Origin of the sequence: Arthrobacter humicola, from assembly GCF_039531445.1 — a bacterium.
GTDB lineage: Bacteria > Actinomycetota > Actinomycetes > Actinomycetales > Micrococcaceae > Arthrobacter > Arthrobacter humicola.
Genome location: NZ_BAAAQB010000029.1, coordinates 179,852 through 206,840 on the forward strand (window position 1 = coordinate 179,852; position 26,989 = coordinate 206,840).

28 protein-coding genes and 1 pseudogene are annotated in these 26,989 nt (G+C 67.2%); 20 read left to right on the forward strand and 9 right to left on the reverse strand.

What is annotated here, in order from left to right; translation table 11 throughout:
* The first annotated feature begins 10 nt into the window (after positions 1-10).
* Both ABD243_RS10265 and ABD243_RS10270 read left to right on the forward strand, forming a co-directional pair.
* Positions 11-1,543, forward strand: a complete 1,533-nt coding sequence (locus tag ABD243_RS10265) for an APC family permease (RefSeq protein ID WP_344365314.1) — start codon at positions 11-13, stop codon at positions 1,541-1,543.
* Positions 1,544-1,663: 120 nt separating this feature from the next.
* Positions 1,664-2,146 carry a pyridoxamine 5'-phosphate oxidase family protein gene (locus tag ABD243_RS10270; protein WP_116766356.1) on the forward strand — a complete coding sequence of 161 codons (483 nt, stop codon included), beginning with the start codon at positions 1,664-1,666 and terminating at the stop codon, positions 2,144-2,146.
* Positions 2,147-2,194: 48 nt separating this feature from the next.
* On the opposite strand, the gene ABD243_RS10275 is transcribed toward ABD243_RS10270, so the two are convergent.
* Together ABD243_RS10275 and ABD243_RS10280 are read right to left on the reverse strand one after the other, a co-directional pair.
* Positions 2,195-2,833 carry an NADPH-dependent F420 reductase gene (locus tag ABD243_RS10275; protein ID WP_344365022.1) on the reverse strand — a complete coding sequence of 213 codons (639 nt, stop codon included), beginning with the start codon at positions 2,831-2,833 and terminating at the stop codon, positions 2,195-2,197.
* A gap of 52 nt (positions 2,834-2,885) precedes the next feature.
* Positions 2,886-3,521, reverse strand: coding sequence for a hypothetical protein (locus ABD243_RS10280; protein ID WP_344365024.1), 636 nt, complete (start codon positions 3,519-3,521; stop codon positions 2,886-2,888).
* A 206-nt stretch (positions 3,522-3,727) separates the two neighbouring features.
* Between ABD243_RS10280 and ABD243_RS10285 the strand changes: the two genes are divergently transcribed.
* Positions 3,728-4,105 carry a VOC family protein gene (locus ABD243_RS10285; protein WP_091248617.1) on the forward strand — a complete coding sequence of 126 codons (378 nt, stop codon included), beginning with the start codon at positions 3,728-3,730 and terminating at the stop codon, positions 4,103-4,105.
* A 65-nt stretch (positions 4,106-4,170) separates the two neighbouring features.
* On the opposite strand, the pseudogene ABD243_RS10290 reads toward ABD243_RS10285, so the two are convergent.
* A pseudogene (locus ABD243_RS10290) lies at positions 4,171-4,586 on the reverse strand (NADPH-dependent FMN reductase); the annotation flags it as partial.
* Between the two features lie 83 nt (positions 4,587-4,669).
* Positions 4,670-5,074 carry a DUF5997 family protein gene (locus ABD243_RS10295; RefSeq protein WP_043479868.1) on the reverse strand — a complete coding sequence of 135 codons (405 nt, stop codon included), beginning with the start codon at positions 5,072-5,074 and terminating at the stop codon, positions 4,670-4,672.
* Positions 5,075-5,152: 78 nt separating this feature from the next.
* Between ABD243_RS10295 and ABD243_RS10300 the strand changes: the two genes are divergently transcribed.
* The 10 genes from ABD243_RS10300 to ABD243_RS10345 all read left to right on the forward strand — a co-directional run bounded on the left by ABD243_RS10300 (position 5,153) and on the right by ABD243_RS10345 (position 12,948).
* Positions 5,153-5,902, forward strand: coding sequence for a LysR family substrate-binding domain-containing protein (locus ABD243_RS10300; protein ID WP_344365030.1), 750 nt, complete (start codon positions 5,153-5,155; stop codon positions 5,900-5,902).
* Between the two features lie 40 nt (positions 5,903-5,942).
* Complete coding sequence (locus ABD243_RS10305; RefSeq protein ID WP_116766360.1) at positions 5,943-6,263, forward strand: DUF6221 family protein; 321 nt, start codon at positions 5,943-5,945, stop codon at positions 6,261-6,263.
* A gap of 131 nt (positions 6,264-6,394) precedes the next feature.
* On the forward strand, positions 6,395-6,697 hold the full coding sequence (locus ABD243_RS10310) for an urease subunit gamma (protein WP_018775629.1): 303 nt from the start codon (positions 6,395-6,397) through the stop codon (positions 6,695-6,697).
* Between the two features lie 10 nt (positions 6,698-6,707).
* Positions 6,708-7,058, forward strand: a complete 351-nt coding sequence (locus ABD243_RS10315) for an urease subunit beta (RefSeq protein ID WP_344365034.1) — start codon at positions 6,708-6,710, stop codon at positions 7,056-7,058.
* Positions 7,055-8,839: an urease subunit alpha gene (ureC, locus tag ABD243_RS10320; protein WP_344365037.1), complete on the forward strand. Its 1,785-nt coding sequence runs from the start codon at positions 7,055-7,057 to the stop codon at positions 8,837-8,839. Before ABD243_RS10315 ends, ureC begins: the two co-directional genes overlap by 4 nt.
* Before the next feature lie 19 nt (positions 8,840-8,858).
* Positions 8,859-9,341: an urease accessory protein UreE gene (gene ureE / locus ABD243_RS10325; RefSeq protein ID WP_344365040.1), complete on the forward strand. Its 483-nt coding sequence runs from the start codon at positions 8,859-8,861 to the stop codon at positions 9,339-9,341.
* A 174-nt stretch (positions 9,342-9,515) separates the two neighbouring features.
* Positions 9,516-10,184 carry an urease accessory protein UreF gene (locus ABD243_RS10330; RefSeq protein ID WP_344365042.1) on the forward strand — a complete coding sequence of 223 codons (669 nt, stop codon included), beginning with the start codon at positions 9,516-9,518 and terminating at the stop codon, positions 10,182-10,184.
* A 54-nt stretch (positions 10,185-10,238) separates the two neighbouring features.
* Positions 10,239-10,856, forward strand: coding sequence for an urease accessory protein UreG (gene ureG / locus ABD243_RS10335; RefSeq protein WP_344365043.1), 618 nt, complete (start codon positions 10,239-10,241; stop codon positions 10,854-10,856).
* A 200-nt stretch (positions 10,857-11,056) separates the two neighbouring features.
* A complete protein-coding gene (locus tag ABD243_RS10340) occupies positions 11,057-11,899 on the forward strand; it encodes an urease accessory protein UreD (protein ID WP_425547169.1) in 843 nt (280 codons plus the stop codon).
* A gap of 17 nt (positions 11,900-11,916) precedes the next feature.
* The gene (locus ABD243_RS10345) at positions 11,917-12,948 is read left to right on the forward strand and encodes a HoxN/HupN/NixA family nickel/cobalt transporter (RefSeq protein ID WP_344365316.1); all 1,032 of its coding nucleotides are present in this window, start codon (positions 11,917-11,919) and stop codon (positions 12,946-12,948) included.
* A gap of 53 nt (positions 12,949-13,001) precedes the next feature.
* Here the strand turns inward: ABD243_RS10345 and ABD243_RS10350 are convergent, their stop codons facing one another.
* The 4 genes from ABD243_RS10350 to ABD243_RS10365 form a co-directional block, all read right to left on the reverse strand.
* The gene (locus ABD243_RS10350; RefSeq protein ID WP_344365048.1) at positions 13,002-15,167 is read right to left on the reverse strand and encodes an alpha-galactosidase; all 2,166 of its coding nucleotides are present in this window, start codon (positions 15,165-15,167) and stop codon (positions 13,002-13,004) included.
* Between the two features lie 123 nt (positions 15,168-15,290).
* Positions 15,291-16,649 carry an ABC transporter substrate-binding protein gene (locus ABD243_RS10355; RefSeq protein ID WP_116766370.1) on the reverse strand — a complete coding sequence of 453 codons (1,359 nt, stop codon included), beginning with the start codon at positions 16,647-16,649 and terminating at the stop codon, positions 15,291-15,293.
* A gap of 97 nt (positions 16,650-16,746) precedes the next feature.
* The gene (locus ABD243_RS10360; RefSeq protein WP_116766371.1) at positions 16,747-17,676 is read right to left on the reverse strand and encodes a carbohydrate ABC transporter permease; all 930 of its coding nucleotides are present in this window, start codon (positions 17,674-17,676) and stop codon (positions 16,747-16,749) included.
* Positions 17,677-17,687: 11 nt separating this feature from the next.
* Entirely contained in the window at positions 17,688-18,644 is a 957-nt protein-coding gene (locus tag ABD243_RS10365) for a carbohydrate ABC transporter permease (RefSeq protein ID WP_425547170.1), read from the reverse strand.
* A gap of 157 nt (positions 18,645-18,801) precedes the next feature.
* Here ABD243_RS10365 and ABD243_RS10370 point away from each other — a divergent pair, with 157 nt between their 5' ends.
* The 5 genes from ABD243_RS10370 (at position 18,802) to ABD243_RS10390 (ending at position 23,689) form a co-directional block, all read left to right on the forward strand.
* Entirely contained in the window at positions 18,802-20,067 is a 1,266-nt protein-coding gene (locus ABD243_RS10370; protein ID WP_344365054.1) for a Gfo/Idh/MocA family protein, read from the forward strand.
* 1 nt (position 20,068) lies between these two features.
* Positions 20,069-21,142 (forward strand): LacI family DNA-binding transcriptional regulator, encoded by a 1,074-nt coding sequence (locus tag ABD243_RS10375; RefSeq protein WP_344365057.1) that lies wholly within the window; start codon positions 20,069-20,071, stop codon positions 21,140-21,142.
* Between the two features lie 98 nt (positions 21,143-21,240).
* Positions 21,241-22,839 (forward strand): glycoside hydrolase family 32 protein, encoded by a 1,599-nt coding sequence (locus tag ABD243_RS10380; RefSeq protein ID WP_344365060.1) that lies wholly within the window; start codon positions 21,241-21,243, stop codon positions 22,837-22,839.
* Positions 22,840-23,135: 296 nt separating this feature from the next.
* Positions 23,136-23,315, forward strand: a complete 180-nt coding sequence (locus ABD243_RS10385) for a hypothetical protein (RefSeq protein WP_344365062.1) — start codon at positions 23,136-23,138, stop codon at positions 23,313-23,315.
* Entirely contained in the window at positions 23,306-23,689 is a 384-nt protein-coding gene (locus tag ABD243_RS10390; RefSeq protein ID WP_344365064.1) for a hypothetical protein, read from the forward strand. Before ABD243_RS10385 ends, ABD243_RS10390 begins: the two co-directional genes overlap by 10 nt.
* Positions 23,690-23,862: 173 nt before the next feature.
* Here the strand turns inward: ABD243_RS10390 and ABD243_RS10395 are convergent, their stop codons facing one another.
* A complete protein-coding gene (locus ABD243_RS10395) occupies positions 23,863-24,627 on the reverse strand; it encodes a GntR family transcriptional regulator (RefSeq protein WP_344365067.1) in 765 nt (254 codons plus the stop codon).
* Positions 24,628-24,734: 107 nt separating this feature from the next.
* Between ABD243_RS10395 and ABD243_RS10400 the strand changes: the two genes are divergently transcribed.
* Both ABD243_RS10400 and ABD243_RS10405 read left to right on the forward strand, forming a co-directional pair.
* Positions 24,735-25,493 (forward strand): LamB/YcsF family protein, encoded by a 759-nt coding sequence (locus ABD243_RS10400; RefSeq protein ID WP_344365069.1) that lies wholly within the window; start codon positions 24,735-24,737, stop codon positions 25,491-25,493.
* Positions 25,494-25,634: 141 nt separating this feature from the next.
* Positions 25,635-26,972: an MFS transporter gene (locus ABD243_RS10405; RefSeq protein WP_344365072.1), complete on the forward strand. Its 1,338-nt coding sequence runs from the start codon at positions 25,635-25,637 to the stop codon at positions 26,970-26,972.
* Positions 26,973-26,989 lie beyond the last annotated feature (17 nt).

The window sequence follows — 26,989 nt, forward strand, 5'->3', positions numbered from 1 at the left end:
CGACCACGCGATGTCCAATACGTCGCAAACCGGACAGCACCCCGGACAGAACCCCGAAGACCAGCACGGACTCAGCGAGAAGGGCCTGAAAGCAGGCTCGGTGGGCCTGATTGGCGCCGTTGTGATCGGCGTTTCCTGCATCGCCCCGGCGTATACCTTGACGGCGGCCCTGGGCCCCACCGTCGCCGAGGTCGGCGTGCACCTGCCGGCGATCTTCCTGGTGGGCTTCGTCCCGATGCTGCTCGTGGCGTTCGGCTACCGCGAGCTGAACAACGCCATGCCCGACGCCGGCACCTCCTTCACGTGGGCCTCGCGGGCCTTTGGCCCGTGGCTTGGCTGGATGGGCGGCTGGGGGCTCGTTGCGGCGACCATCATCGTGCTCTCGAATCTGGCCGCCGTCGCGGTGGACTTCTTCTACCTGATGCTGGGGCAGATCTTCGGCAGTCCGGACCTCGCCGATCTCACCAAGAACCTGCCGCTGAATATCGCCACCACGCTGGTGTTCATTACGCTCGCGTGCTGGATCTCGTACCGCGGCATGGAAACCACCAAGACGGTCCAGTACGTGCTCGTGGGATTCCAGCTACTGGTGCTCGGCTGGTTCGCCGTGGCTGCGTTCAGCCACGTCGCCAACGGAACCGCTTTTGACGCCACGGCCATCGCGCCGGACTGGTTCAACCCCTTCGCGGTCGAATCCTTTTCCGCCTTTGCCGCCGGCGTTTCGCTGTCCATCTTCATTTACTGGGGCTGGGACGTCACGCTGACCATGAATGAGGAGACCAAGAACCCGGAAAAGACCCCGGGCCGCGCCGCTACCGTCACCGTGCTGGTCATCGTGATCATCTACATGACCGTTGCCCTGGCCACGCTGTCGTACGCCGGAATCGGTACGGAAGGCCTGGGCGCCGGCAACCCGGAGAACCAGGGCAGCATCTTCGCCGTCCTCGCGGGACCCGTGATGGGCCCCTTCGCCATCCTGATGTCCCTGGCCATCCTCAGCAGCTCGGCCGCGTCACTGCAGTCCACCTTCGTCTCGCCCGCGCGGACCCTGCTGTCGATGGGCCACTACAAGGCCCTTCCGAAGAAGTTCAGCAGGATCAGCCCCACGCACAAGTCGCCGAGCTATGCCACGATCGCCTCGGCCGTGGCGGCCGCCGCGTTTTACGTCATTACCCGCACGACGTCGGAGAACGCGCTGTGGGACACCATCACGGCCCTGGGCATGATGATCTGCTTCTACTACGGCATCACCGCGCTGGCCTGTGTCTGGTTCTTCCGCGCCGAGGCGTTCAGCGGAGCGCATGCGTTCTTCTTCAAGTTCCTCGCGCCCCTCCTGGGCGGCGTTATCCTGCTGGTCATGTTCTTTAAGACCGCCTACGACTCCATGGATCCGGCATACGGTTCAGGCTCCTCGATCGGCGGTCTGGGACTGGTCTTCATCCTTGGCATGGGCGTCATCCTGCTGGGCGTGGTGCTCATGCTGGTCATGGCCAAGGTGCGGCCCGAGTTCTTCAAGGGCGAGGTCCTGTCCCGGGGAAATTGAGTCCGCGGCCTGTTCCGGTCAGAGAGGTCCCCATCCGGCAGCCCTTGGAAAGTAAGCACACTTACCAATAGGCTGTCCGGAGGGGGACCTTCCTCCGTGGAACGAGAACGAGGTGAGAGCATGTCGGATGCCGCCAGCATCAGTAAAGTCACGGACATCATCAACGATTCGCACATCGGAATGTTCACCACCATCAACGAAGAAGGCGCGCTCGTCAGCCGGCCGCTGGCCGTCCAGGAGGTCAAGGACGACGGCGACATGTGGTTCTTCACGTCGGCGACCACCTCGCAGGTGGCCCACATCCGGGCGAACCCGGCCGTGAACGTTTCCTTCGGCAAGCGCACCGAATGGGTCTCCGTTGCCGGGACCGCCGAAGTCGTGACCGACCGGCAGCTGATCCATGACATGTGGAACCAGGTGGTGGAGGCCTGGTTCCCGGACGGACCGGACACCCCGGAGGTGGTTCTGCTGCACGTCGACTCGGACTCCGCCGAGTACTGGACCAGCCCGGGCGGCACAGCGGCCACCGCGCTGCAGTGGATCAAGTCCAAGGTCACCAACGGCCGCATGAGCGTCGGCGAGAGCGCAACCGTAGAGCTGTAGCGTGCCGGACCGGGCCGGCGGGGAATCCGGGCTGCTGCCGGCCGATTCCTAGTCGATGATTTTCAGGCCGGTGCCCCAGTTGAAGTCGGGATACGCGGGGTTGGCCTGCAGCGCCATGATCAGCAGCTGGAAGCCTTCGAGCTCGCGGGCGTGGCGCAGTCCGCCGACCTGGAGCGGACGCAGCCCTGCGGCCTCGGCGAAGGCTGCGACCTCGTTGCGGGCCTGTTCCGAGTCCGATGCGATGAAGACATCCAGCGGCATGCCGCCCTTGGTCCCGGCGCCGAGCGTGCCGGCGAAGGTGGTGTTGAACGCTTTCACCACCCGTGCGCCTGGTAGCAGCGCGGCGATTTCTTCGGCCGCTGACGTCCCCGGGCCGACCACCAGGGAATCAAAAGTTTCGGTGTCGATCGGATTGCTGATCTCCACGACCGTCTTGCCGCTGAGCGTGTCGCCGAAATGCGTGGCAACTTCCTTCGCGGGGCCGAAGTAGAGCGCGAGGACGACGATGTCGCCCTCGGGAACCTCGCTCAGGCCGCCGGAGGTGGTGGTGCCGCCAAGTTCAGCAGCGAGCTTGGCGGCATTCTCCGGCGTCCGGTCCAGAACCTGGACGGAGCGGCCGGCGGCGACGGCCCGGGTTCCGATCGCCCGTGCCATATTTCCGCTGCCGATGATCGTGATGTCAGTCATGGTGGTTCCTTCCGAGGTTGGGCGGGAACTGCGGAATCAGCAATTCCGGAGGTCAGCTGTGGGCGCGGTCCGGGCCGTGGAGCCCCGCGGGGTTGACGCCGGCCGCGCGTTCAGCGGCAGCCAGGGCACGTTCCAGCTGGTCCACTGCCGGAGCGTACGCCGTGTCAGCCGAGCCGCGGTCCGTGCGGCCGCCGGGACGGCCGGCGGCCTTGATGGCCCGGATCAGGGCGGCCGTTTCCGGTTGCCGGGGATCGCTCATCGCCGGGTAGTCAATCGAGTACCCGGGATCGAGCTCGTAGCGTTGCCACCGGGCGAGGGCGTTCTTGTGCCGCTCAGCAGCGGCCTCATTCATGAGCTGAGTCTTCCGGCCTGCCCGGCGCGATTCCTGCCGGCGGAGCAGCCGGGGAGCGGCCGCAAAAGCCGCCAGGGCCGTCACGGCGGCCAGCATGCCGAGCGCCAGGCCTGCCCAGGGCCACGTGAAGCAGGCGATCAGGACGGCGGGAACCACAACGGCGAGTCCGGCGAAAACGTCCCAAAATGCGCCGTCTGCGCCCTCTGAGCGTCCCTCGCCGGCTGCCAGGTGCTTGCGGGCCAGGTACATCGAGACGAATGCAGCCCCGGCAACCACGAGCGCAAGGGCCAGGAACTGCCCTGCCGCGAGGGCACCGGATTGTGAGAGCGACGTCATTGCACACCTCCGGCGGAACCGTCCCGGACGGCGCTGTTCCGCTAGTTCCATTGGAATCCCTCGCGGCGGGGCCGTCAATGGCCCTTCGGCCCTGCCGGACAGCCGGCAGGACCCCCGCCGGCGAGCCGGGGACGGCCGCCGCTGAGGCAGTCACGAAGGCCGCGCCCCGGTTCCTTCAGGGGTACTCCCGGCGTACCCTAGGGGCCATGCGACTGAAAATGTGCAGTATCCACGTCAAGGACCCGGCCTCGGCCCATGAGTTCTACACCGGCATCCTGGGCTTTGAAACGCTGATGGCCATGCCGGAGCACAACCTCTTCATCGTTAAGGATCCGGACGGGGCCGGCGGCGCCGGACTGCTGCTGGAGCCCAGTGACAACCCGATCGGGGCGGCCTACATGAACGGCCTGCACGACGCCGGAATTCCGGCGATCGTCTTTGGCGTGCCCGACGTGCGCGCCGAATATGCCCGGCTGGCGGCCAAGGGCGTGATGTTCCAGGCGGAGCCGTCCGAGGGCCCCGGCGGGACCACCGCAGTGTTGGATGACGGCTGCGGCAACTACGTGCAGCTGCACCAGGACTAGCCACACCAGGACCGGCCGCATTAGGTTCGGCGGGAGGGCCCAGGATCAGCCCCACTCAAGTCATATCAGCGGCTCACTTTGTCCTTGTCCGGGTGCTCGTCGCCGATATGGCCGGGCGCGGTGGCGGCCAGGACCCGCTCCACGAAGGAGGCATACTCCTCCATGTAGTGGCGCAGCAGCTTGGCCGTGGCCTCGTCTTTGACCTCGCCGTCCTCGCCGTAGACCTCCGGAGCGAGGACTGCATCACTGCCGTGCCGATGCCGCCGGGGGAGGCGCCGATGATCCCGGTGGGCTTGCGGGCGAAGGAATTGGTGCCCGAGGGCCGGGATCCCCAGTCGATGGCGTTCTTGAGTGCCCCGGGAATGGACCGGTTGTATTCGGGCGAGACAAACAGGATGCCGTCGGACGCGGCGATTGCCATGGCCTGTTTCCTTCCCGATGCTCCGCCGGTGGCTGGTGGATGGGAAGTGAACATGGGGATCGGACCGGCGGTCCCGACTCACCCCGCGAGCATAGTCCTGCGTCCGCGGGATGAAAATAGAAACCGGGATGAGCCCTCCGCCGCTATTCGGCCTTGGCGCGGGCCTTTTTGGCGTCCTTCTTGGCGGCCTCGTCCTTGACCCGCTGGGCCTCGGCGCGGACGGCGGCGTGGGTGGAGCGTTCGGCGACCAGCCACGCGGGGGGAGCCTGCAGCAGCGCGGTGATTTCCGCCGTCGTCAGCGCTTCCTCAACGCCGCCGCGGGCCAGGCCGCTGATGGAGACGTTGAGCTTTTGCGCGACCACCGGGCGGGGGTGCGGGCCGTTGCGGCGCAGTTCCGCGAGCCACTCCGGCGGGTTGGCCTGGAGCTCGGCGAAATCGGCGCGGGTGATGACCGAATCCTGGAACTCCTGGGGTGTTGCGGGCAGGTAGATGCCAAGCTTCTTGGCAACGGTGGCCGGCTTCATGGACTGGGAGTTTGCAGAGGTCATGCTTCAAGGGTATCCGGCCAGAGGCTGACCGGGCACCGGCACTGAGGCCTGCACGAGCCCGGGCGGTACTGTGAACATGTGTCCGCAGCCGATGAAACACCCCAGACCCCCGACGAAACCGCCGTCCCGGCCGAAGCAGCAGCGCGGGAGCTGCGCTTCGCGTACGTCGCCGGCGTCACGCCCGGAAAATGGATCCGGCGCTGGGAGGAACGGATGCCCGATGTTCCGTTGCACTCCTTTATGTCCGACGACGGCGCCCAGCTCGCCGTGCTCCGCGACGGTTCCGCGGACCTGAGCTTCGTCCGGTTGCCGGTGGAACGCGACGGCCTCAGTGTGATCCCGCTGTACGAGGAACAGCCGGTGGTGGTGGCACCCAAGGGACACGAGATCTCGGTGTTCGAGGAAGTGGACCTGGCGGACCTCTCCAAGGAGACCTTCCTTGACGTGCAGGAACTTGGCGGCGCCGCGATGGCCCTGCAGGTGGTGGCGACCGGTGCCGGGCTGGTGATCCTGCCGATGTCCGTGGCCCGGCACTTCAATGTCAAAGACACCGTGGCCCGGAAACTCACCGGTGCGCCCGTCACGGAGATCGCCCTGGCGTGGCCCAGCGACTCCACGGATGAGGTGATCGAGGAATTCATCGGGATTGTCCGCGGGCGAACCGCGGCGAGCTCCCGCCAGCCCTCGGCGCAGCAGGAAAAGCCCAAGCGGGAGCCCAAGCCGGACCGGCGCGGCCCCGCGGTCAAGAAACCCAAGGTGGCCCAGCGGTACGCGCCGAACCCGGACAAGGGCCGCGGCAAGGGATCCCGGAAAAAGGGCAAACGCTAGGGCGTAGCCGAGTGAGGGCCGGCACGCATAGGCTCGGTCCGTGGACATCGTCGAATTCCTGACCGCACGGATAAGAGAAGACGAAGCTGCCGCCCTGAAGCTGCTCGGCGACCCCACCCTGGCCGTTTCCGGCGAGTGGTACGAACGCCGCCTGCTTCGCGAGTGCGAGGCCAAACGCCGGCTGATCGACATCATTGAATCCGCCCGGCAGTCCGTCCTGGCGGCGCTGGTCAGCCAGGAACTGGCCGACGCCGGATGGGTGCCGGACGTGATCGAATGGACCACCCTGTCCTTGAACACCCTGGCCCTGCCGTACGCCGACCACCCCGAATTCCAGGCCCGCTGGCGGACCCCCGGGTAGGGATGCGGAAAACCGTGCCGGACGCCGGCGCATGTGACGCCGGAAACACGCGGGAAATCTTCCCAGCCTACGCTGGTCACACCGCGGCATCCGCGGTCCGCCAGCCGGGCGGTTCTTGAAGGGATTCCGTCATGCACTTATTGCCCCGTGAGCAGGAAAAACTCATGATCGTGGTCGCGGCGGACCTCGCCCGGCGCCGCCAGGCACGCGGCCTGAAGCTGAACTTCCCCGAGGCCGTCGCCGTCATTAGCTATGAACTGATCGAGGGCGCCCGGGACGGCCGGACCGTGGCAGAGCTCATGAGTTACGGAACCACCCTCCTGGGTCGCGACGACGTCATGGAGGGCGTGCCGGAAATGATCCACGACGTCCAGATCGAGGCCACCTTCCCGGACGGCACCAAGCTCGTCACCGTCCACGATCCCATCCGCTAGGAGAGCCCTGATGATTCCCGGAGAATACGTTCTCGGCACCGCGCCGCTGACGATCAATGCCGGCCGCGAGGCGGTTGACGTCGCCGTGACCAACACCGGTGACCGGCCCGTCCAGGTGGGCTCGCACTACCACTTTGCCGAAGCGAACGCCGCGCTGCAGTTCGACCGGCAGGCAGCCTACGGCCGCCGCCTGGACATTCCGGCCGGCACCGCCGCACGGTTCGAACCGGGGGACAGCAGGACCGTCCGGCTGATCGAACTCGCGGGCCGCCGTGAAGTGTACGGCCTCAGCAACGCCGTCAATGGCAGACTCCGCGAGACAGGACTCCACGTTTCCGAGGGGACAGGTGACGCACAGTGAGTTTCGAATTGTCCCGCAGGCAGTACGCGGACCTCTACGGCCCGACGACTGGAGACTCCATCCGCCTGGCCGACACCGATCTGTTCCTTGAGATCGAGAATGACCTCACCGTCTACGGCGAGGAAGTGGTGTTCGGCGGCGGCAAGGTGATCCGCGACGGCATGGGCCAGAACGGCCAACTGACCCGGGACGGGGACGACAGTACTGGTTTCGGCAGTGTTGGTTCCGGCGGCGGAGTTCCGGACACCGTGATCACGAACGTCGTGGTGCTGGACTACACCGGCATCTACAAGGCCGACGTCGCGCTCCGGGACGGCCACATCTTCCGGATCGGCAAGGCAGGCAACCCGCAGATCACTGACGGCGTGGACATCGTGATCGGTGCCAGCACCGAGATCATTGCCGGCGAACGGAAGATCCTGACCGCCGGCGGCGTGGACTCCCACATCCACTTCATCTCCCCGGACCAGGTCCCCGCCGCCCTGTGCAGTGGGGTGACCACGATGGTGGGCGGCGGCACCGGCCCCGCCGAAGGCACCAAGGCCACCACGGTCACGCCCGGGAAATGGCACATCCAGCGGATGCTGCAGGCCGCCGAAGGGCTGCCGATCAACATCGGCCTGTTCGGCAAGGGGCACGCGTCCGCCGTCGAACCCCTGGCCGAACAAATCCGCGCCGGCGCGATCGGGCTGAAAGTCCATGAGGACTGGGGCTCCACCACCTCCTCGATCGAAACCTCGCTGCAGGTCGCGGACCAGTACGACGTCCAGGTGGCCATCCACACCGACACCCTGAACGAGTGCGGCTTCGTGGAGGACACCATCCGGGCCATCGACGGCCGCGTGATCCACACCTTCCACACCGAGGGCGCCGGCGGTGGCCACGCCCCGGACATCATCAAGATCGCCGGGCTGCCCAACGTGCTGCCGGCCTCCACGAACCCCACGCTGCCGTACACGCGCAACACGATCGAAGAGCACCTGGACATGCTCATGGTGTGCCACCACCTGAACCCGGACATCCCGGAGGACGTGGCATTCGCGGACTCCCGCATCCGCGCCGAAACCATCGCCGCCGAGGACGTCCTGCAGGACCTGGGTATCTTCGCGATCACGTCCTCGGACTCCCAGGCAATGGGCCGGGTGGGTGAGGTCATCATCCGCACCTGGCAAGTGGCGGACAAGATGAAGAAGCAGCGCGGCGTGTTGAAGGATCCTGACGGTGGCGTGCACGGTGCGGCGTCCGGTCTGGGCGCGGAGAGCGATAACTTCCGGTTGAAGCGGTACGTGGCGAAATACACCATCAACCCGGCCATCGCGCAGGGCATGGCCGATTCCATCGGCTCCGTGGAGGTCGGCAAGTTCGCGGACCTCGTGCTCTGGGATCCTGCGTTCTTCGGAGTCAAACCGGAGCTGGTTCTCAAGGGCGGCCAGATCGCCTACGCCCTCATGGGGGACGCCAACGCCTCCATCCCCACCCCGCAGCCGCGCACCATGCGGCCGATGTTTGCCGCCTACGGCAAGGCACTCCAGCAGTCCTCCATCACCTTCCTGTCCCAGGCAGCCATAGAGGCCGGGGTCCCGGAAGAACTCGGACTGGAGAAGGTCATCCGGCCGGTGTCCGGCATCCGCAGCCTGACCAAGGCGGACCTGAAGTACAACGGCGCCACCCCGGAGATCGAGGTGGACCCGGAAACGTACAAGGTGACGGTCGACGGCGAGGACGTCACGTGCGAACCGTCGGACGTCCTGCCCATGGCGCAGCGCTACTTCCTTTTCTAGGCTTCCAGAGGAGACGAACATGATCATCGAAAAGATCCTCGGCAACACACACGACCTTCCTCCCGGGCCGGACCCGTACGCCGGGCTGCACCAGGAAAAGGTCATCCTGCCCAGCGCCCAGCTGGTCAAGCGCATCCAGCGCGTCACCACCGACCACGGCAAAGAGTTGGGCCTGCGCCTCCCCTCCGGTTCCGGGGACCTGCGCGACGGCGACATCCTGCACGTGGCCGAGACCAACATGATCGTTGTCTCGGTGCTGCCCACCGACGTCCTGGTGATCGCCCCGCGCTCCATCCACGAGATGGGCGTGGTGGCGCACTCCCTGGGCAACCGGCACCTGCAGGCCCAGTTCTTCGATGCGTCCTCGGACTATGGGGCAGAGGTAATGGTGTGCCAGTACGACCACACCGTGGAGGACTATCTCAAACACGTCGGAGCGCCCTACGACCGCCAGGAACGCGTGATGCCCGTCCCCTTCCGCCATGCCGAACATTCGCACTAGTTCCGCAGTTAAGCGGGTGGCGATTGGGTGCGCCACCCCGGATTGGGGGCCGTGCCCGTCCCCAGCCGCTCCCAACTCTCGCAAGCTCGAGTCGGGGCTCTCGCGGCAGTGGGCCCATCGCGGTGCCCATCACACCGCAGCCCCCTTCCCAGCTTCGCGCCTTCGGAGGCTGCCATGACGCGGTACCAGTTGGCATTGCAGCAGCTGACGGATTCTGCGCTGCCTACCGGGGCGTTTGCTCACTCTTTGGGGTTTGAGACGTATGTGGAGCGTGGGCTGGTGCACGATGAGGAGTCGTTTGGGGTGTGGCTGGCTGCGTTTGTGGGGCAGCAGTTGACGTATTCGGACGCACTGGCCATTCGGTTCCTCTATGAGGGCGTTGCTCTGGCTGAACTGGACGCGTTGCTGACCGCCCAGCTGTTGCCGCGGCAGATGCGCGAGGCCAGCACCAAGATGGGAACCCGGCTGCTGGAGATTGGCGCGGAGGTCTTTCCTTCCCCTGAACTGGCGGAATACCGGGCGTGGGTGACTTCGGGCCGGGGCGCCGGCCACCAGCCGCTGGCGTTCGCGGTGATTGCCCGTTCCCTGGGAGTCCCGCTGCCCGAGGCCCTCGCCGCCTACCTGTTCGCCACGGTCACGTCGCTGACGCAAAACGCCGTCCGGGCGATCCCCCTGGGGCAGAACGCCGGCCAGCGGCTCCTGCGGAAGGCGGCCGACGACGTCGCTGCTGCGGCCGAGCGGGCCGTCCACCTCACGCCTGACGACTTCGGGGCCGTCAGCCCCGGATTGGAAATTTCGCAGATGCGGCACGAACGCCAGCGCGCCCGAATGTTCATGAGCTGAGCTGACCGAGCAGTACAAGTTGGTCCAATACAGGAAATATGTCTGGAGAAGAATATGTCTGAGCCCATCAAAATCGGCATCGGCGGCCCGGTGGGTGCCGGCAAGACCCAGCTCGTGGAGCGCCTCACCCGTCACATGAGCGGGGAAATCTCCATGGCGGCCATCACCAACGACATCTACACAATCGAGGACGCCAAGATCCTTGCCGCCAACGGGATCCTCCCGCTGGACCGGATCATCGGCGTCGAAACCGGTGGCTGCCCGCACACCGCCATCCGCGAGGACACCTCCATGAACACGGTGGCCATCGAGGAACTGAAGAAACGGCACCCGGACCTGCAGGTGATCTTTGTCGAATCCGGCGGCGACAACCTCTCCGCCACCTTCAGCCCGGAACTCGTGGACTTCTCGATCTACATCATCGACGTCGCCCAGGGCGAGAAGATCCCGCGCAAGGCCGGCCAGGGCATGATCAAGTCCGATCTCTTCATCATCAACAAGACCGACCTCGCACCCCACGTGGGCGCGGACCTGTCCGTCATGGAACGGGACTCCAAGGAATTTCGCGGCGAGAAACCGTTCTGCTTCACGAACCTCAAGACCGACGAAGGGCTGGAACGCGTCATCGACTGGGTGCGGCGGGACGTCCTGATGCTCGACCTGGCGCCATGAGCGTTCTCGGGGTCAGTCCTGGCGACCTAACAGCTGAGGCGGCGAGGCCGGATTTTGGGGCCGCGGCGTGGCGGGCACCGCGGGGGGCCCACCGCCGCGAGGGCCCCGACTCGAGCTTGCGAGAGTTGGGAGCGGCTGGGGACGGGCACGGCCCCAAATCCGGTGAAGCCGCCGGAGCCGGCCAGAGCGCCCAAGAACACATGGGAGAGCTCGAACTCGTCGTCACCAACCGTGCAGGACGTTCTGTGGCCACGCATCAGTTCCATCGGGGCGCCCTGAGGGTTTTGCGGCCGCATTACTTGGATGGGTCCGGGCAGGTTTGTTATGTGCTCGTCAATCCCGGCGGGGCGTATTTGGGGGCTGACCTGTATGTGATTGACGTGGAAGTGGCGGACGGGGCGAAGCTGTTGCTCGCCACGCAGTCGGCCACCAAGATCTACCGGACTCCGGGGTCCTTTGCGGAGCAGCGGATGCGGCTGCGCCTAGGGGAGGGGGCACGGCTGGAGTTCGCCCCGGACCAGGTGATCGCCTACCGGGAGGCCAGCTACCGGCAGAACACGCACGTGACGGTACGGCCGTCGTCGAGCCTCATCATGGCCGAAATCGTCACTCCCGGGTGGTCGCCGGACGGGGCCTCGTTCCGGTACGAGGAGCTGCGGCTGCGGACGGAGATCCGGGTCGAATCCGCGGGAGAAGGCGGGCCGGAGAGCGGGCTGCTGGTCCTGGACAACGTGCTCATCCGGCCGACCCTGAAGGATGTCACCGGTATGGCGTTCATGGAGGGCTTCAGCCATCTGGGATCGCTGATCGTGGTTGATCCGCGGGTGGACCAGGCCCTTGCCGACGAGCTGCACGAGATCACTGCGGGTTACGGGGCCCACACCGGCATTTCGCTCACGGCCACGGTGCTGGGAACGGCCGGGCTGGTGCTGAGGTCGCTCTCCAACAGCACGGAGGAACTGCGGCGCGTGACGGGAGCCGCCACTTCCTTGTTGCGGAAACGCTGGTACGGGCAGGATCCCCTGGACCTGAGGAAGTACTGATGGCCACGACCGCGCAGATGACGGCGTTGCATCGGCTTTACCGGGACCGGGCGAGCCTGCCGGTGCGGACCCGGCTGTTGGTGACCTTCGGTGCGGTGGCCGCACTTCACGCAGCCGCCGTCGTGCTCCTGGTGGCAGGAGCCGCCGGAGGTGGTCAGCCGCTGGGGATCGGGCTGGTCCTGACGGCCTACCTGGCCGGGGTGAAGCACAGCTACGACTGGGACCACCTCGCGGCGATCGATAACTCCACCCGGAAGTTCGCGGCCGAACACCGCGATCCGGTCAGCGTGGGCTTTGCGTTCAGCCTGGGCCACAGCTCCGTGGTGGTCCTCGCCGGGGTGCTCGTGGTGGCCGGTGCATCCCTGGTGGGGAGCTTCATGGCCGAGGGGAGCCCCGGGAACCTGCTGCTGGGGCTGATCGGCAGCGGGGTGTCGGGGCTGTTCCTGCTGGCGATGGGTGCCTTCAACGGCTCGGCGTTCCTCCGGACGCTCAAGGTTTACCGCGGCGCCCGGAATGGTGCACCGATCTCGCCTGAGGACCTGGCTGCGAAGGGCTTCGTGGCACGGCTGCTCGCCCGTCCGCTGGCCCGGGTCCGGCATCCCCGGAACATCTACGTGATCGGCTTCCTCTTCGGGCTGGGGTTCGATACCGCCACCACGATCGGGCTGCTGGTCATGGCGACGGCGGCCTCGCTGGCCGGCGTGTCCCCTTTCGCCCTACTGGCGCTCCCGCTGGCGTTTGCGGCAGCCATGACGCTGTGCGACACCGTCAACGGCGTGGCCATGATGCGGATGTACCGCTCGGCCCTGACGGACCCGCGCCGCAAACTCGGCTTCAATGCCGTCATCACGGGCATTTCAGCGGTGTCAGCCCTCTTCATCGCGGTGATCACCCTGGGCGGGGCCGTTCATGAGGCCTTCGGACTCGGGGACCCGCTGACCAGCTGGCTCGGGTCGGTGGACCTGGGCGACGCCGGGCTGCTGCTGGTGGCGCTGTTGATGTCCGTCTGGGCCGTAGCGTCATTGCGCCGGCGGGCTCCCGGTGAGTGAGGCGCGGGGCTGACTGCAACCGCCGTGCCCCTCGGCCGGCAGCCCGCCGGTGCTCAGACGGCCTGGACGTGCAGGAGCAGGGCATGCTCCGGGTTCAGGACCGGCAGGGGCAGGCCGACGTGCTGGAGGAAGGCGCCGGAGGCAACGGCCCCGTCTTCCAGCCATGCGGGCGGGCTGATCTGCGTGAAGGTGTGCGCGTAGTCGCCGTCAAGGGGGGTGGGCAGTTCGGCCCGGACACGATAGGTCCGCTTCGGATCAAGGCCCGGCAGTGAGGCCTGCCCGGGGACCTCTGCCGGGGCGGACGCCAGCGACACGGCCGCGAACAGGGCCTCGCCGGCGTCGTGCGCGACCACACCGTGGACGCTCAGGGTGGGCTCGCCGGTGTCCGCGTTCACGCGCTTGCCGGAGTGGATCAGTGCCCGGTGGCGCTTGTAGAGCGCAATCGCGCGGCGCAGCGTGGCCCGCTCGTCATCCGTGGCCGCGCGGATGTCCCACTCCATGCCGAAGTGGCCAAAGAGGGCCGTGATGGCGCGGAACGAGATGTCGTGGGTGCGTGCCGTGGTGTGCGAGGTGGTGGGGCCGATATGCGCTCCGACTAGTTCCGGCGGGAGGACCGCCTGGGTCCACCGCTGGATAGTCTGGCGCTCCAGGGCGTCGTTGCAGTCCGATGCCCACACGCGGTCGGTGCGCTGCAGGATGCCGAGGTCCACGCGTGCCCCGCCGGAGGAGCAGCTCTCGATCTCCACGTCCGGATGTGCTGCCTTGAGCGCGTCGAAGAGGCGGTAGGCAGCCAGCGTCTGCTCATGGACGGACGGGCGTCCGCCGCTCCCGTGCTCGGTGAGGTCGCGGTTCTGGTCCCATTTGAGGTAGGCGATGTCGTTCTCGCGCAGGAGGGCGTCGAGGCGGCCGTAGATGTACTGCCAGGCCTCCGGATTGGCGAGGTCCAGGACATGCTGGTGGCGCCAGGGCTGCGGGAGGCGGCCGCCGTCCTTGTGGGAAAGCGCCGACGGGCCCACGATCCAGTCCGGGTGTTCGCGGGCGACGTCGGAGTCCAGGTTGACCATCTCTGGCTCCACCCAGAGTCCAAACTCCATGCCGTGGGCGGTCACGGCGTCGATCAGCGGGGTCAGGCCCTTGGGCCACAGACCCTCGTCGACGTACCAGTCGCCCAGTCCTGCATGGTCGTCGCGGCGGCCGCGGAACCAGCCGTCGTCGAGGACGAAGCGTTCCACGCCGAGCCCGGCGGCGGAGTCGGCGAGTTCCAGCAGGGGTTCGAGGCGGTGGTCGAAGTACACCGCCTCCCAGGTGTTGAGGACCACGGGGCGGAGCCGCCCGGACGTGGTGTCCACGTGTTGGGCCCGAGCGCGGAACCAGTCGTAGAAGGCCTCGGTGATGCCGTCCAGGCCGTGGCCGGAGTAGGCGGCGAAGAGCGACGGCGTCCGGTAGCTGGCGCCGGGGTGAAGCAGCACTTCGCCGGAGCCGAGCAGTTCCGCGGCGCCGAGCATCCGCCGGCCGTCGGCGAGGCTGTCGAGGTACTGCTCGTGGTTGCCGCTCCAGCCGAAGTGTGTGGCCCAGACCTGGCCTCGCCGGTTGGAGAAGCCGGCGGTGCCGGCGGCGACCAGGAGTGAGGAATCGTGGCCGGTGCGGCCGTGCCGGCCGGTGCGGACCCAGGTGCCCTGCTGGACGGCGTGCCGCTGCGGGTGGTTTTCCCGGCACCAGCGCCCGGTGAGGTCAAGCAGTTCCGTGGCATTCCGCGGTACCGGCAGTACTGCGGCGAGTTCCTCGAGCTGGTAGGCGGCCGTGCCGCTGTTGCTCAGGGTGTGCGCCAGCTCCAGGAGGCCGCCGGGGTGCAGGGTGAGCTCGGTGCTGACCTCCAGTCCGGCGTCGGAATCCCGCTGAATGATGAGGACGCCGCGGCCGCCGTCGCGCACGTCGGTTGAAACCACCCGCAGGGCCGGCGAGAAGTCCCGGCCGGGGACCCCGTCGGCGCTCCGGTACCCGCGGAGGCCGGGCCGACCGGCCCAGCCGGAGGAGGCCTGCGGCAGCAGTCCGGCGGTGACGGTGATGTCGAGGGCGGAGTGGGGGACGGGCCCGCGGAGGATCGCCAGATCGGGGAGGTGCTCCCCGAGGTCGGCGCCCCAGTGGACGATCTCGGCCTCGCCGGAGTCGAAGGCCAGCAGGAGGCTGGTGCCGGCAGAACGCAGGTGCACGGGGTGCATGGGATTCGCTTTCAGTAGTGCGGAAGTCAGGTGCTGGTGCGCGGGATCCCGGACAGGGACCCCGCGAACCGGGCGCCGCCGTGGCGGGCGGCTGTGGCTTCAGAGGCTCACTTGTTGAACGGCTTACTTGTTGAACAGCGAGTTGACCTGGTCGTTGGCCTGCGAGAGGGAACTGGCTGGCTGCTTCCCGGAGACCACGGCGTCCATGGCCGGCTTCATGATGCCGTCCACCTTGGCCGCCTTGTCGGCGATCGGGAACAGGAAGGTGGTGCTCTCCTTGACCTGCTGGGTGAAGGGCGTCACGTCCACGCCCTTGGCCTTGAAGGCGGCTTCTGCCTTGTCCGAGGAGGACTTGATCGCGGGGAACACCACGGCCTTGGAGGCTACGACGTCCTGGCAGGCGGCGGAGCCCAGGTACTCGGCGAACTTCACGGCGGCAGCGGGCTTCTTCGTGCCGGCCCACACGGAGTCGGCCAGGCCGTTGAACATGGAGGACCGCTTGCCGTCGGGGCCGGTGGGGGTCGGGGCGATTCCGACGTCGACGCCCTTGTAGCCGGTGTACTGGCCGATCATCCACGACCCGTGGGCGTTGATGACAGACTTCCCGGCGGCGAAGGTGTCCGCCATGCTCGCACCGACGGTGGTTTCCAGTTTGGGCATGTAGCCCTTCTCCGCCAGCCCGGCGAACCAGGCGATGGATTCCTGGAACTTGGGGTCGTCGTAGTTGAAGTGGGTGCCCCACGGGTTCTTGTCCGTGTGGGTCCACCCGGTGGTGCCGGTAAGGTAGCTCCACTCGGTCTGGCCCTGGCCGGAGCCGGAGCTGTTCAGGCCGAGGCCGTAGACCTCAACCTTCGTCTTGTCGAAGCCGGGCTCGTCTCCGCGCTTGCCGTTCTTGTCCACGGTCAGGTGCGCGATCGCCTTTTCATAGGTGCCCCCGTCCTGCGGGTTCCAGGTCAGGGTTTTCATCTGTTCATCGCTGATTCCGGCGCCGGCGGCGAGCTTCTTGTTGTAGAAAAGCGAGATCGTGTCCCAGTCCTTGGGCAGGCCGTAGCGCTTGCCGTCCTCGCCGACCCAGAGATCGGCGAGACCCTTGTTGTACTGGGTGAGGTCGACGTGATCGTTCGCGACGGCGTCGTCCAGGGCCAGCAGCTGGCCGGTCTTGGCGAATTCGGGGTACTTGGCCAGGTGGTCGGTGAAGACGTCCGGGGCGGTGCCGGCGACAAAGCCGTTGGTCAGGGTGCTCCAGTAGTCGTCCCAGCCGCGCTGGGTGATCTTGACGGTGATGTCCGGGTTGGCCGTGTGGAAGTCATCGGCGCACTGCTGGTAGGCCGGGAGCTGGTTGGAGTCCCAGAGCCAGTAGCTGATCTCGCCCTTGGCTTGATCGCCGGAGGCACCTGAGGCCTCTCCGCCGCTTCCGCAGGCGGAGAGGGCGAGGACAGCGGCGGCCGCGGCGGCGAGGGCGCCGACTGCTTTCTTGTTCATGGGGGTCCTTTCGGGACGGTATTTTCGGGAAGGCGCTTTAGGGACGGGCTTTTGGGATGCGGGTGCGGATGGAACGTCCAGCACAGGTTGGGGCGGGTTACTTGATTCCGGAGAATCCGATGGAGTTGACGATCTTCTTGCCGAAGGCGATGAAGAGCAGCAGGACAGGCAGGGCAGAGATGAGGGTCGCGGCCATGAGACCGGACCAGTCCGGCGCACCCTGCGGTGACTGGGATTTGAAGACGCCCAGGCCGACCGTGAGAACGCGGACGTTTTCCTGGTTTCCGACCAGCAGCGGCCAGAAGTACTCGTTCCACTGCCCGATGAAGGTCAGCAGCGCCAGGGTGGCGATCGGGGCGGCGGCGTTGGGCAGCACAATCTGGAAGAAGATGCGCAGGTGCTTGGCGCCGTCGAGCATGGCGGCCTCCTCCACTTCACGGGACATGTTCAGGAAGAACTGCCGCAGGAAGAAGATCGCGAACGGGGTCATGAAGAGGTAGGGCAGCACCATGCCGAGCATCGTGTTCAGCAGGCCGAGGTTCTTGATCAGCAGGAAGTTGGGCAGTGCGGTGAAGATCGGCGGGACCATCATGGTGGCCAGGAAGAGGCTGAACACGGCGTTCCGGCCCCGCCAGCGCAGGCGGGAGAAGGCGTAGGCGGCCATGGCGCTGAAGAAGACGGCACCGGCGGTGGTGATCCCGGCGAAGAGGACGGTGTTGCGCAGGTAGATCCAGAAGTCGATCTTGGCTCCGGAGCCTCCCTCCGCCATGGCTTCCTGGGCGGTCTGGAGGCCGAAGACCCGCTTGTACGCGCCGAGGTTGAAGTCGGCCGGCAGCAAGTTGGACGCGTTGCTGGCCAGTGCGCTGTTGGAGGACAGTGATGTGCGCAGGACCCAGTAGAAGGGCAGTACCGAGACGGCGACGGCAAGGACCACAAGGGCCCAGGCTCCGGCGCGGCGCCAGTTGAAGCGGCGGCGGCCGTTGATGCGCCGTGACTTGGCGGGGATGGCTGACGTGGCAGTAGTCATGCTGGGACTCCTTAGTCCAGGTCCGACTCGTTGCCCTTGAGGAACTTCATCTGGATGAAGGCGACCAGGGCGAGGATGACGAAGAGGATGACAGCGAGGGCCGAGCCATAACCGAAGTCAGACTCCGTGAACGCCCGCTGGTAGATGTAGTACTGCAGGACGCGGCTGGCGTTGATCGGGCCGCCCTGCGTGGTGACGGCGACGGTGTCGAACACCTGGAACGAGCCGATGATGGTGACGACCAGGACCAGCACGACGACGGGCCGGAGCAGCGGCATGGTGATCTTCCAAAAGGTCTGGAAGGGGGAAGCGCCGTCCAGGTTGGCGACCTCATACAGGTGCTGGGGGATGGCCTGGAGACCGGCAAAGATCAGCAGGGCCGTGTAGCCCATGTGCCGCCAGGTGTTGATCAGGGCTTGGGTGGGGATGGCCCATTCCTCGCTGCCGAAGAAGGCGATGCGGGGCAGGCCGATGGCGTCGATGACGTTGTTCACGATGCCGATCTGGTAGTCCAGCAGCCAGAACCACAGGAGGGCGGCGATGACGTTCGCCATCAGGTAGGGCAGCAGCAGGCTGCCGCGGATAAAGGTCGACTTGGCGACCCGGTGCATCAGGAGGGCCAGGCCCAGGGCCAGGACGGTCTGCAGGACGATGTTGATCAGGACGTACTGGGTGGTGACGCCCAGCGCGTTCCAGAACAGCGGGTCCTTGGCGATTGCGGCGTAGTTGGCGCCGCCGATCCACTTCGGCGTTCCGAGGATGTTGTATTCGGTGAAGCTCAGGTAGAGGCCCCGGATGCTCGGCACAAGGTAGAACACCACGAAGCCGAGCATGGCCGGGGCGATGAAGAGAAGGGCGACCCTCAGGTCGCTCCGGGGTCGACGCCGGCGGCGGGGGGCGGCATCGCCTGTTCCCGTGCCGGTCGCCTTGCGGGCCGGGGCGGCTCCGCGGGCAGTTGTGGTGGTCATTTGAGGTTCCTCCGCTGTGAGGTGGATTACAACTGAGGCTTGAATCTACACGAGTAACTTTTGAATGCGCAACAGTTTCTTTCATGTTTCCGGGGTGAAACTTTCCGCTCATCATCAGGTATTGACTCGAGTAGAAACTGATGTGAAACTTGCGTGCATGACGTTCTCACTAGGCATCGTCGGCGCCGGGCAGTTCGCAGGTGCCTTCGCCAAACTCTTCGACGCCCACCCCGCAATTTCAGAAGTCCACGTCACCGACGTCCTGCCGGAACGGGCCGCGGCCCTCCGGGAGCGGCTCGGCCTCGCGGGCACTTATCCCAGTTTCGAGGCCATGCTCGACAGCGGCCTGGACGCCGTGGCGATCTTCACCCAGCGCTGGACGCACGGGCCGCTGGTCTTGCAGGCGCTTCGCGCCGGCAAGCACGTCTATTCGGCCGTGCCGATGGCTGTCAGCGAGGACGAGATCGCCCGGATCATCGAGGCCGTCCGCGAGACGGGCCTGACCTACATGATGGGCGAGACAAGCTACTACAACCCCGCAACGGTGTACGCCCGCAAGCGCCGGGCCGAGGGCGCGTTCGGCCGAATTTTCTATGCCGAGGGCGACTACGTGCACGACATGGACCTGGGCTTTTACGAGGCCTACCAGTACAGCGGCGGGGAGGACTGGAAGCGCACCGCCAGCTACCCGCCTATGCTGTACCCCACCCACTCCACCGGCGGGGTGCTGGGCGCGATCGGCGGCCACGCCGTCAGCGTCAGCTGCATTGGCGTCCCCGACGAGCGCGGCGACGGCGTCTTCGACAAAGACGTCAGCATGTTCGGCAACGATTTCTCCAACGCGACCGCACTGTTCGAACTCTCCAGCGGCGGGTCCATGCGCATCAACGAGATGCGCCGCGTCGGCTACCCCTCCCACCTGCGGGAAAGCCGCTTCCGCTACTTCGGCACCGAAGCCAGCTTCGAGCAGCTGGCCTTGGTCAGCGTGTGGCAGGACAAGGAATCCGTGACCGATGTCAGTGCGGAACTGGCCACACACGCCACGCTCGACGCCGACGATCCGGCGCTGGCCGGCGTCGCACCGGCCCTGCGGGACGCCTTCACCTCCGGGCTGGCCGCCGTGCACGACGCCGGCCGGCTGCCCGCCGAATTCCGCGGGCTGCACAACGGGCACGAGGGCAGCCACCACTTCCTGGTGGACGACTTCGCCACCGCCGTCGATACCGGGACGCTCCCGCCTGTCAACGCCTGGGAGGCAGCCCGTTACACCCTCCCGGGGATAGTGGCGCACGAGTCCGCCCTCCGCGGCGGGGAGCGGCTGCCCGTGCCGGACCACGGCGACGCCCCGGCCCGGCTGCCCACACACGGACCTGTTGGAGAGGCGTCTGACGGGGAAGGCATTGCCGGGGAAGCCCGGCGGTAGCATGGTCACTGTGCCACACTCGCCAGCTTCCGCCAGGCCCACGATCACCCGCAAAGACGTGGCCAGGCTGGCCGGCGTCAGCACCGCCGTCGTCAGCTATGTGGTGAACGGCGGTCCCAAGCGGGTCTCCCCGGTGACGGCCGCGAAGGTGCGCGAGGCCATCAGCGCCCTTGGATACCGGCCGAACGCCGCAGCGCGGGCACTCAAATTGGGCTCCAGCGAGATGCTCGGCATGGTGGTCCCGGACACCACCAACCCCTTCTTCGCCACCCTGGCCCGCGCCGTGGAGGAAGCCGCGGCGGCGCGCGGCTACGCCCTGCTGCTGGCCAACTCGGGCGGATCGGCGGCCAACGAGCGCCGCCAGGTCAGGAACCTCGCCAGCCGCCGCGTGGACGGGGTCTTCCTCTCCAGCGTGCTGTTCGAACCAGACCTGACCGAACTCGAGCATTCCGAGATCCCCGCCGTGCTGCTCAACCACAGCAGCGAGGTGCCGGGCTTCAACTCGGTGGGAGTGGAGCTGCTTGAAGGCTCCCGGCGTGCCGTCGAGCACCTGGTGGGCCACGGCCACCGCAACATCGCGCTGGTCATGGGTATGAACTCCGGCAACGATCTGGATGCCCGCGAGGTCGGGTGGCAGCAGGGCCTCGCGGAAGCCGGACTCCCGGAAGGGCCCATTCTGCGCTGCGACTTCGACCGGCAGGGCGGCTACCGGGCCGGGCAGCGGCTGCTCGCCTCCGCGGACCGGCCCACCGCCGTTTTTGTCAGCTCCGACCTCCAAGCGGTCGGGCTGCTGCGCGCCGTGTCCGAGGCCGGCCTGCGGGTCCCAGAGGATCTGGCGGTCTTCTCCTTCGACGGCTCGGCCGAGGCGGAGTACAGCTGGCCGCCGCTGAGCACGGTCGTGCAGCCAGTCCAGGCCATGGCCGAGGCCGCCGTCGAAGCGCTCATCGACTTCGACGGCGTGTCTCCAACCCGGAACAGGATCTTCCCCGTGGACCTGGTCCTCCGGGCCTCCTGCGGCTGCGTGCCCGTGCCCGCGGCGGCCGCTCCGGGTCTGCCTGCCAGGCCTGCCAGCTAAGGTTCCCGCCCGCACGTCCTCCCGTTCTCCGTACCGTTCCCCGTTCCATATGCCGGGCGCGTTGATGAGCCGCGCCCTGCCGGACCCCAGAGGTCCACATGAATGTCCCCGCATCTGCTGTTGTTTCTGCTGTGCCGGAAGCGGCCGCGTCCCTGCCGCTATCCTCCGACCCGTTCCGGCCCGAGTGGCACTACTCGGCCGGCAAGAACTGGCTCAACGACCCCAACGGGCTGATCCACCTGAACGGCACGTACCACCTCTTCTACCAGCACAACCCCTCCGGAGACGCCTGGGGGAATATGTCCTGGGGTCACTCGACGTCGGCGGATCTCCTGCACTGGGAGGAACAGCCGGTCGCCATTTCCTGCGACGGGAACGAGGCGATATTCTCGGGCTCCGTGGTGTTCGACCCGGACAACACCAGCGGCTTCGGCACCCCCGGGAAGCCGCCGCTGGTGGCGGTCTACACCAGCGCATACACCGACGCTTCGCCGCTGCGCGGGCGGCAGGCCCAGTCTTTGGCCTACAGCCTGGACCGGGGGCAGACTTGGACCAAGTACGTCGGCAACCCCGTCCTGGACCGCACTTCCGCCAACTTCCGCGACCCCAAGGTGTTCCGCTACGACGGCCCCGCGGGAAGCTACTGGGTGATGGCCGCGGTGGAGGCCACGGACTGTGTGGTGGTCCTCTACCGGTCGGCGAACCTGAAGGACTGGGAATACTTGAGCAGCTTTGGCCCCGCGAACGCCACCGGCGGCGACTGGGAATGCCCCGATCTCTTTCCCCTCGCGGTGGACGGCGACCCGGCCGACACCAAATGGGTCCTGGTGGTCAACCTCAATCCGGGCGGCATCGCCGGCGGCTCGGGCGCCCAGTACTTTGTGGGCACGTTCGACGGCGTGCACTTCCGTTCGGAGACCACGGTCACCGAGGGCCTCCAGCCGGACGGAAGCCGGATGCCGGACTATGCCTGGCTCGACCGGGGACGGGACTACTACGCGGCCGTTTCGTTCAATGACGCCCCCGGCGGCCGCCGGATCATGATCGGCTGGATGAACAACTGGGACTACGCGGGCAAGACACCAACCAAGGGCTGGCGCGGCGCCATGTCCCTGGCGCGGGAAGTCACCCTGACACGGCTGCCCTCCGGCGGTGTCGTCCTGCGGCAGGCGGCAGTCGGTCCCTTCGACGGACTGGACGGCGCCCCGGACGTCCGCCGGATCTCCCTGGGGTCCCGGGAACTGCACCCCGGAACCGTGGACCTATTGGCGCCGGATTCGGACGCCGCCGTCGGGGACGCTGTATCGACCGCCGCTTCAGCCGCCGCGCGCATCGACGTCGAGATTGAGCCCGGAACCGCCGCCAGGGTGGGTCTCCTGCTCCGGACGGGCGGCGCCGAGCGGACCGTACTGGCCTACGACACCGCCACGTCCAGGCTGTCCCTGGACCGTCGGGAGTCCGGCGCCGTGGAATTCCACGAGGACTTCGCGTCGGTAGAAGACGTTCACGTGCCTCTCGACGCCGGGCGGCTGCGCCTTCAGGTGCACCTGGACGCCTGCTCGGTGGAGGTCTTCGCCCAGGACGGCCTAGCCGTCCTCACGGACCTCGTCTTCCCGGCGGAATCCAGCACCGGAATGGCGCTGTTCGCGGAGGGCCACGGGGCGAGGGTACGGACGCTGGACATCCGGCGCCGCTAGGCTCGCGTGCCGTTGAACTCTCCGGGGACCGCCGCGGAGATTCCCCACCTTCAACGGCGCGACGCCGCCAAGTGCCGGCGGTTCGGCGCAACACGCCGGCCGGATCCCGCAAACATGGGGAAACCCCGACGCCGTTTGCCCGACACTAAGGCCACAGCCGCCACCGGCATTTTCTGGTAGCCGATTTTCCTCCTGCTCCGGGGTCCGCCGCGATTACGGAAAGGTCAACCGGAGGGAATCCCGCGGGCGTAACCTGTGCGAATCTGCAAGACCGTATTTAATGGAGGTGCGGCACAATGATGGACAAGCAGCCCTTGGAAAATCGGCCCTGGCACAAGGCTCCGGCGGTGGGGGTCGGCGTAGAAGACCGGCAAAGCGCGGTGGCCCGGGAAACTGAGCGCATCATGCGGGAGGCCAAAGGTGACCGGCTGGCGGCCACAAAATCATCCTCGACAAGCTCCTGGAAATGGGCCTGATTACGGAATCCGAACTGCCGGTCCTGGCCGGGATCTGTGACGAAGGATTCGCTGCCACATCCGGGAAGAAGGACGCGTCTGACGCGTACCACGAGGTCCGGAAAACCTACGACGAAATGCTCCTGAAGCCCGGCGCCAGCCCCGTAGCGCTGGCGTTCGCGTCGGCGTCGGCCGGCTCCTACGTGGCCACGGACGGCACCGACAGCGGCGGCGGAACCACCGTGGTCTACAAGAAGTCCGGGGGCAACTGGCAGGAGACGCTCGCGGGGGCCGGAGCCGCGATCGGCGGCATCCTCGGCGGGGCGGCGGGCGCCGGGCTGGGAACGGTCATTGGCGGTGTTGCCGGCAAGATCGTGGACGAGTGCCTGTCCTGACCGCGGGCGTGAGGCTAACCGGCGCCACCGACTGAATGCCCTGACCGGGTCCATGACGCGGAGATTTTCCGACGACACCCAAAGTTTCCACCGATGCCGGAATCCAGGTGTCGGTAGGAATATTGCGCGTCGCAGGGCCGACTGAGCGTCGCCGGGCTGTCCTGACCGGCCGCTCAGTCCCCGTGGACGGCGGCCTGGCGCTCCTCGGAACGGTCCAGGTAGGCCAGCAACAGGTCCCCGGCACGGTCCAGGTCGCCGGCTTCCAGGGCCGCGCAAATTTCCTCGTTGTCCGGTAGGTAACCCCGGTAGAAGTGCGCATCCAGAGTGGCCTTGTGGAAGAAGAGCCGCATCTCGGCCAGGACCTGGGCCATGATCGTGTCCAGCCGGCGGCTCTCTGCCAGGGCCACGATCGCGCCGTGGAAGTGCTGGTTGGCGTTGCCCAAGGCCTCTTCGTCGCCGGCAGCGGCCGCGGCTTTGCCCTCCTCGACGGCCGCGCGGATCGCTGCCACGCGCTCGGGGCTGCCCCCGCCGCGGATTGCGCTCACCTCGACGGCGCGGCGCACCGTGTAGACGTCGTGGATGTCCCCGGCCTCCAGGCTTGCCACGAAGACGCCCCGGTTCGGGTGGCGGACCACCAAGCGCTCGGCCGCCAGTTCAGCGAAAGCCTCGCGGACGGTGTTACGGGAGACGCCCAGATCCTCCGCGATGGTCGATTCCGTGAGCCGGGCTCCCGGCAGAAGCAGCCCCTCCGCCAGTTGCAGGCGCAGTTCAGCCGCTACGCGGTCCGCCACGGACGGCACCGCCACGCGCAGCCGTGCCGCCGCACCCAGGGCAGCCCCTGCCGCGGCCTCGCGCTTCTTATCCGCCGCGGCGCCGGCGCCCGCCCCGCTTCGAGGCGTGGCGGGAAGGACTCGGGATCCTGCTTCGGAGCTGGTCATACTCCAGAATTTACACGATCGTCACATCGTTGGATTGAAGAATCGTTGAACAATCCGAACTTTTGGTGCATCCTAGATAGGGGCCCAATCATGAGATGAGGATCACAATGGGAACGATCGACCTGAACAGCGACGTCGGCGAGTCGTACGGACGCTGGACGCTGGGCGATGATCTGGCGATGTTCCGCTCCGTCTCCAGCGCCAACGTGGCGTGCGGATTCCACGCCGGCGACCCCAGCGTGATCCGCCTGACCTGCCGCGAGGCCGTTGCTGCAGGCGTCATGATCGGAGCGCACGTCGGCTACCGCGACCTCGCAGGTTTCGGCCGCCGATTCCTGGACATCGATCCCGGCGAACTGGCGGACGACGTCGTCTACCAGATCGGCGCGCTGCAGGCCCTGGCAGCGGCAGAAGGCGGCAAGGTGGCCTACGTGAAGCCGCACGGCGGCCTCTACAACGCGATCGTGGCGCACACCGCGCAGGCGCGCGCCGTCGTCGAGGCCGTGAAATCGGTGGACCCGAACCTGCCGATCCTGGGCCTCCCGGGCTCGGAGGTGCTGCGCCTGGCCGAGGCCGCCGGTCTCCGGGCCGTCACCGAAGCCTTCGCCGACCGGGCCTACAACCCGGACGGCACGCTCGTCTCCCGCACGCTCCCCGGTGCGGTCCTGCACGACCACACGGAGGTCACGGAGCATGTCCTCCGGATGGCCACCGATTCCGCCGTCCGCACGATTGACGGCTCCATCCTGAAGATCCGTGCGGAGAGCATCTGCGTGCACGGAGACTCCCCGGGAGCCGTCACCATGGCCGCGGCCGTCCGCGAGGCGCTCAACGCCGCCGGAATCACCACCGCCGCGTTCGTCTAAGACAGCTCCCGGAAGGCAAGGCACCCGTCCGGGACGACGCTCACAGCATCGCAGCACCTCAGCATCACACCGGATCCACCCGGTTCCCCCCGACCCCACACCACGCAACAGGCAGCACCCCGCACACCTGGAGGAAAAATCATGACCACACCGCAGCAGGCCACCCCGGCCGCCAGCAAGAGGAAGCTGCCGCCCGGCGCCATCAAGGCCTACATCGCGAGCCTCACCGGCACGTCGCTGGAATACTACGACTTCGCGATCTACTCGGTGGCGTCGGCACTGATCTTCCCGAAGATCTTCTTTCCCGTGGGCGATGAGCTGGTCGGCCTGCTGCTGTCCTTCTCCACGTTCGCGGTCGGCTACCTCGCCCGCCCCATCGGCGGCGTGATCTTCGGCCGGCTCGGCGACAAGATCGGCCGCAAGCATGTCCTGGTGGTCACCCTCATGCTGATCGGCGTCGCCACCGTACTCATCGGCGTGCTGCCCGGCTACGCGGCCATCGGCGTCGCTGCCCCGGCGATCCTGGTCCTGTTGCGCCTGGCGCAGGGTATCGGCGTCGGCGGCGAATGGGGCGGGGCCGTCCTGCTCTCCAGCGAATTCGGCAATGCCCGGAAGCGCGGCTTCTGGTCCTCGGCCGCCCAGATCGGCCCGCCCGCCGGCAACCTGATGGCCAACGGCGTCCTGGCCCTCCTCGCGGCAACCCTCAGCACCGAGGCCTTCCTCTCCTGGGGCTGGCGCGTGGCCTTCCTCGCCTCCGCCCTCCTAGTGGTCTTCGGCCTCCTGATCCGGCTCAAGCTCGAGGAAACTCCCGTCTTCAAGGCCATCCAGGCCCACGGCGAGGCACCCAAGGCCCCCATCAAGGAGGTCTTCACCAAAGAACCCCGCGCCCTCGTGGCCGCCGCCCTGTCCCGGATCTGCCCCGACGTGCTCTACTCCCTGTTCACGGTGTTCGTGGCCCTCTACGCCACCAAACAGCTGGGCATGACCACCGGCAACGTCCTCGGCGCCATCCTGATCGGCTCCGCCTTCCAGCTGTTCCTGATCCCCGCCGCCGGTGCCCTCACGGACCGCTTCAACCGCCGCCTCGTCTACGGCATCGCGACGGTCGCAACCGCCCTGTACATCCCGCTGTTCTTCCTCATGATCCAGGGCAAGTCCGTGCTCATGCTGACCATCGGCGTCGTGATCGGGCTGGCGCTTCACGCCTTCATGTACGGCCCGCAGGCCGCCTTCATCACCGAGCAGTTCCCGGCCCGCCTGCGCTACGCCGGCAGCTCGCTGGCCTACACCCTTGCCGGTGTGATCGGCGGCGCCGTGGCGCCCCTGATCTTCACCGCACTCTTCGCCGCGACCGGCAACTGGTACCTGATCGCCGGCTACCTGGCCGTTGCCGCCGTTGTAACCGTGATCGGCCTGGCCATCGGCCGGAACCCGCAGACCCAGGAGGAAGAGCGGCTCCTGCAGGCAGCCCACGCCTGAGCGGCGCGGATCCTTTC

Coding starts and splice junctions, on each gene's coding strand:
- ABD243_RS10350 (WP_344365048.1), bottom strand. CDS start 15,167: ATGCACCCCGTGCACCTGCGTTCTGCCGGCACCAGCCTCCTGCTGGCC.
- ABD243_RS10360 (WP_116766371.1), bottom strand. CDS start 17,676: ATGACTACTGCCACGTCAGCCATCCCCGCCAAGTCACGGCGCATCAAC.
- ABD243_RS10390 (WP_344365064.1), top strand. CDS start 23,306: ATGGGCCTGATTACGGAATCCGAACTGCCGGTCCTGGCCGGGATCTGT.
- ABD243_RS10375 (WP_344365057.1), top strand. CDS start 20,069: ATGGTCACTGTGCCACACTCGCCAGCTTCCGCCAGGCCCACGATCACC.
- ABD243_RS10385 (WP_344365062.1), top strand. CDS start 23,136: ATGATGGACAAGCAGCCCTTGGAAAATCGGCCCTGGCACAAGGCTCCG.
- ABD243_RS10355 (WP_116766370.1), bottom strand. CDS start 16,649: ATGAACAAGAAAGCAGTCGGCGCCCTCGCCGCCGCGGCCGCCGCTGTC.
- ureE (WP_344365040.1), top strand. CDS start 8,859: ATGATCATCGAAAAGATCCTCGGCAACACACACGACCTTCCTCCCGGG.
- ureG (WP_344365043.1), top strand. CDS start 10,239: ATGTCTGAGCCCATCAAAATCGGCATCGGCGGCCCGGTGGGTGCCGGC.
- ABD243_RS10275 (WP_344365022.1), bottom strand. CDS start 2,833: ATGACTGACATCACGATCATCGGCAGCGGAAATATGGCACGGGCGATC.
- ABD243_RS10400 (WP_344365069.1), top strand. CDS start 24,735: ATGGGAACGATCGACCTGAACAGCGACGTCGGCGAGTCGTACGGACGC.
- ABD243_RS10295 (WP_043479868.1), bottom strand. CDS start 5,074: ATGACCTCTGCAAACTCCCAGTCCATGAAGCCGGCCACCGTTGCCAAG.
- ABD243_RS10270 (WP_116766356.1), top strand. CDS start 1,664: ATGTCGGATGCCGCCAGCATCAGTAAAGTCACGGACATCATCAACGAT.
- ABD243_RS10265 (WP_344365314.1), top strand. CDS start 11: ATGTCCAATACGTCGCAAACCGGACAGCACCCCGGACAGAACCCCGAA.
- ABD243_RS10315 (WP_344365034.1), top strand. CDS start 6,708: ATGATTCCCGGAGAATACGTTCTCGGCACCGCGCCGCTGACGATCAAT.
- ABD243_RS10345 (WP_344365316.1), top strand. CDS start 11,917: ATGACGGCGTTGCATCGGCTTTACCGGGACCGGGCGAGCCTGCCGGTG.
- ABD243_RS10285 (WP_091248617.1), top strand. CDS start 3,728: ATGCGACTGAAAATGTGCAGTATCCACGTCAAGGACCCGGCCTCGGCC.
- ABD243_RS10370 (WP_344365054.1), top strand. CDS start 18,802: ATGACGTTCTCACTAGGCATCGTCGGCGCCGGGCAGTTCGCAGGTGCC.
- ABD243_RS10395 (WP_344365067.1), bottom strand. CDS start 24,627: ATGACCAGCTCCGAAGCAGGATCCCGAGTCCTTCCCGCCACGCCTCGA.
- ABD243_RS10330 (WP_344365042.1), top strand. CDS start 9,516: ATGACGCGGTACCAGTTGGCATTGCAGCAGCTGACGGATTCTGCGCTG.
- ABD243_RS10280 (WP_344365024.1), bottom strand. CDS start 3,521: ATGACGTCGCTCTCACAATCCGGTGCCCTCGCGGCAGGGCAGTTCCTG.
- ABD243_RS10365 (WP_425547170.1), bottom strand. CDS start 18,644: ATGACCACCACAACTGCCCGCGGAGCCGCCCCGGCCCGCAAGGCGACC.
- ABD243_RS10380 (WP_344365060.1), top strand. CDS start 21,241: ATGAATGTCCCCGCATCTGCTGTTGTTTCTGCTGTGCCGGAAGCGGCC.
- ABD243_RS10340 (WP_425547169.1), top strand. CDS start 11,057: ATGGGAGAGCTCGAACTCGTCGTCACCAACCGTGCAGGACGTTCTGTG.
- ABD243_RS10405 (WP_344365072.1), top strand. CDS start 25,635: ATGACCACACCGCAGCAGGCCACCCCGGCCGCCAGCAAGAGGAAGCTG.
- ABD243_RS10310 (WP_018775629.1), top strand. CDS start 6,395: ATGCACTTATTGCCCCGTGAGCAGGAAAAACTCATGATCGTGGTCGCG.